Genomic DNA, 3,182 nt, shown 5'->3' on the forward strand with positions numbered 1-3,182 from the left:
GGCAGTCGTTGGCGGGCAGCATAGGTCCGAAGAGCCAGGCACGCCGCCGACTCGCCGCTGCCTACGATTTCGATGCCGCGGGCGCCGGCGCCGGCGCGGAGCAGATCTCGGCGCCCCAGGAAGGTCTGCAGCAACACATCGGAGACCTCGGGGTCGTCGGCCATCACGCGGCGGAACTGCACCGGCGAGATCCGATAGATCCGTCCCGGCTCGACGACGCGGGCAGTCAGGGAGGCCACCTGGCCGGTCAGGAGGTTCAGTTCTCCCACGAACCCGCCCGGACCATAGAGCGCTACCCGTGTTTCGGCTTCGTCGTGGGCGGCCGGGCTGAGCAGCTCGATCCAGCCCGACTCGACGGCGATCAAGTCACAATCGGCGTCACCGACGGCGAAAACGACGTCCGCTGTGCAAACATCCTGCTGCACACCGTATGCCGCGAGCCGGGTGAATTGGGCCGGGGTCAGCTGCCGCGACACGCTCACCCGTCGGTCCGGTGAAGCGACCTCCTCGGGGCCGGTGCAGCCGAGGCTCATGCCGCGCCACGAAAGCAGGCGGCTGAGGCGGCTAGCGCGGTGACCGACGCCGGACCCGTGACGTCGGCGCCAACGGGTGTTAGCGCGTGAGGACCCCCGTTTCTTCGGAGCCGCATGCTGGTGTGTGGGCGTTGGGGATTACATGACTCCACGATCGGATACCCGTCGGTGGGAGGTTGGTGTATCAGAAGCCAGAGGGGTGGCCAGTTACTGGAACTTGACTCGGGTGTCGTTGAGACGCCCCCGGTCCTGAGCGGCGTCTTCATCCGGAAACCGTTCGAACACGATCTGCTCGTGCGCAGGCACGGCGACCTGGTGCTCGGAGGGGATCACGTAGGCACGGGCGAACGAGGTGCCGAGGTGCGCCGTATGCAGGTGCCCGCCGATGGTCCGGTCGCCTTGGACGGCCATCACGGCGGTGGATGTGGGGCTTGCCGTCGACGATCTCACCAGTGGCGGTCATCTCGGCGGGCAGCGGGTAGTGGGAATAGGTGTGCGCGGTGGGGTCGCCGGCGGGATTGGTCGACACGGTGAAGCCGTCGACGGCGCCGATGAGGGCCACGATGGCGGCGTAGATAATGTTTTGTTCGGCAGCCTGTTGGGTCAGGGATGCGATCAGTTCGGCGTTGCGGACTTCCAGGACATGCATGGACGTCTCCTTGCTGGTGTGGTCCTACTCGTTCGGCGACCGCGTTGCTGAGATTGTCAACCAGGGAGGGCGGCGCTCGTATCCGCCGGTGGACAGTGCGATCCGGCACGGCCGTTATTTCGGTGGGGTGGCCGGGTGCCCGTTTCCACACCAGCGTGCTGAGCCAGTGCTTGGATCCAATTGCGCCGGCGCTCGGGTGTGGTCTCGGCATACCTGTGGCTTGCCAGGCCATGACTAGCCCCTCGCCCTGTCCACAGGCGGATACGAGCGCGGATCAAGCGAATGACTCTGGAATGTAATCGGCGAACGCGCACGGCCGCCGCCGCCAACGGCGTCACGCCATGAGCACCATCCAGCGACCGTCGCCAACCGACCACGCACGTCTTACAGAGGTGATTCGTCATGTCCACCGTTCATCAAGCCACCTGGGAACTTCTTCGCGCACTGGGCGTCCGGAAGGTGTTCGGCAACCCCGGGTCGACCGAGCTGCCCTTCCTCGCCGACTTCCCCGACGACGTCGACTACGTCCTCGGGCTGCACGAAGGGGCAGTGGTCGGCATGGCCGACGCCTACGCTCAGTCGACCGGCGAACCTACCCTGGTGAACCTGCACACCGCAGCTGGCGTCGGCAATGCCATGGGCGCCATCATCAATGCCGCCAGCGGGCACAGCCCGCTGGTGATCACGGCCGGCCAGCAGGTGCGGGCGATGTTGACGCTGGAACCACTGCTGGCCAACCCTGATCCGACGGCGCTGCCGAAGCCGGCCGTGAAATGGGCGTTCGAGCCGCCGCGCGCGCAGGACGTGCCCGCCGCGCTGGCACGAGCGTTCCGCTACGCGGCGCTGCCGCCGGCCGGCCCCGTGTTCGTGTCGCTGCCGATGGACGACTTCGACCAGCCCGCCGACGAGGGCGGCACGGACCTCCTGGCGGCTCGCCGCGTCACCGGGCGTTCCGTCGCCGCGCCCGGTGAATTGGGCAGACTGGCACAGCGGCTGGCCGCCGCCCGAAATCCGGTGCTGGTGGTCGGCGCGGGACTGGATGCCGCGCCGGGCGGGTTCGACGCGGCCGTTGCGCTGGCCGAAAGGCAGAGACTGCCGGTGTGGCTGGCGCCGGAGACCGCCCGCGTCGGTTTCCCCACCGACCACCCGAATTTCCGGGGCAGCCTCCCGAGCGCCATCGCCTGGGTGTCCGAGTCGCTCGCTGGCCACGACCTGCTCCTGGTCGTGGGCGCCCCGATCTTCCAGTACTACCCGTACGCTCCCGGCGACTACCTGCCCGCAGGCGCTGAACTGGTCGCCATCACCGACGATCCGGGCGCAGCCGCGCGTGCGCCGGTCGGCGATGCATTGGTCGCCGACCCGGGTCTCACCCTGGTGGCCCTCGCCGAACTGGTGCCGCCGACGAACCGGCCCGCCCCCACACCCCGTGCACCGCTGAAGATTCCGCCGGCAGTCGGCACCCTCACGGCGAGCCAGGTCTACGACATCCTCGGGCCGCTGTTCCCGGCCGAGGGCATCGTGGTCAGCGAGTCGATGAACGGCGGCGCGGCAATGTGGGATCGGGTGAAGTTCCGGCATTCGGGGTCGTTCTTCTTCTGCGCTGCGGGTGCCCTCGGGTTCGCCCTGCCGGCCGCGGTCGGTGCCCAGCTCGCGCAACCCAACCGGCCGGTGGTCGCGGTGAGCGGCGACGGTGGTGCACAGTACGGCATCCAAGCCCTCTACACGGCAGCAAGCCGCCGGATGCCGGTCACATTCCTCATCCTCGTCAACGGCGAGTACGGAATCCTCAAGGGCTTCGGCGACTATCTGAACACCAACGGCGTTCCCGGGCTCGACCTCGCCTACCTCGACTACGAGGCGCTGGCCAAGGGCTACGGCATTCCCGCCGTGCGGACCGGGCGCCCCAGCGAACTGGCTGTCGCGATCAAGGAAGCGTTCACCGCGGCCGACGGACCCCACATGATCATCGTCGACGTGCAGCCGGGCGTTCGGCTCGAGCA

General features: G+C 68.4%; 3 protein-coding genes. 1 reads left to right on the forward strand and 2 read right to left on the reverse strand.

What is annotated here, in order from left to right; all coding sequences use genetic code 11:
* Both QOC69_RS30480 and QOC69_RS30485 read right to left on the reverse strand, forming a co-directional pair.
* Positions 1 to 533, reverse strand: a 533-nt coding sequence (locus QOC69_RS30480; RefSeq protein ID WP_526446246.1) for a Crp/Fnr family transcriptional regulator, incomplete at its 3' end; no start/stop codon positions are given.
* 207 nt (positions 534 to 740) lie between these two features.
* Positions 741 to 983 carry a hypothetical protein gene (locus tag QOC69_RS30485; protein WP_526446247.1) on the reverse strand — a complete coding sequence of 81 codons (243 nt, stop codon included), beginning with the start codon at positions 981 to 983 and terminating at the stop codon, positions 741 to 743.
* 601 nt (positions 984 to 1,584) lie between these two features.
* On the opposite strand from QOC69_RS30485, the gene mdlC reads away from it, so the two are divergent.
* Positions 1,585 to 3,182 (forward strand): benzoylformate decarboxylase (gene mdlC / locus QOC69_RS30490; protein ID WP_526446248.1); only part of this gene is annotated, 1,598 nt, incomplete at its 3' end.

The organism is Mycobacterium sp. (assembly GCF_032162105.1).
Classification (GTDB): domain Bacteria; phylum Actinomycetota; class Actinomycetes; order Mycobacteriales; family Mycobacteriaceae; genus Mycobacterium.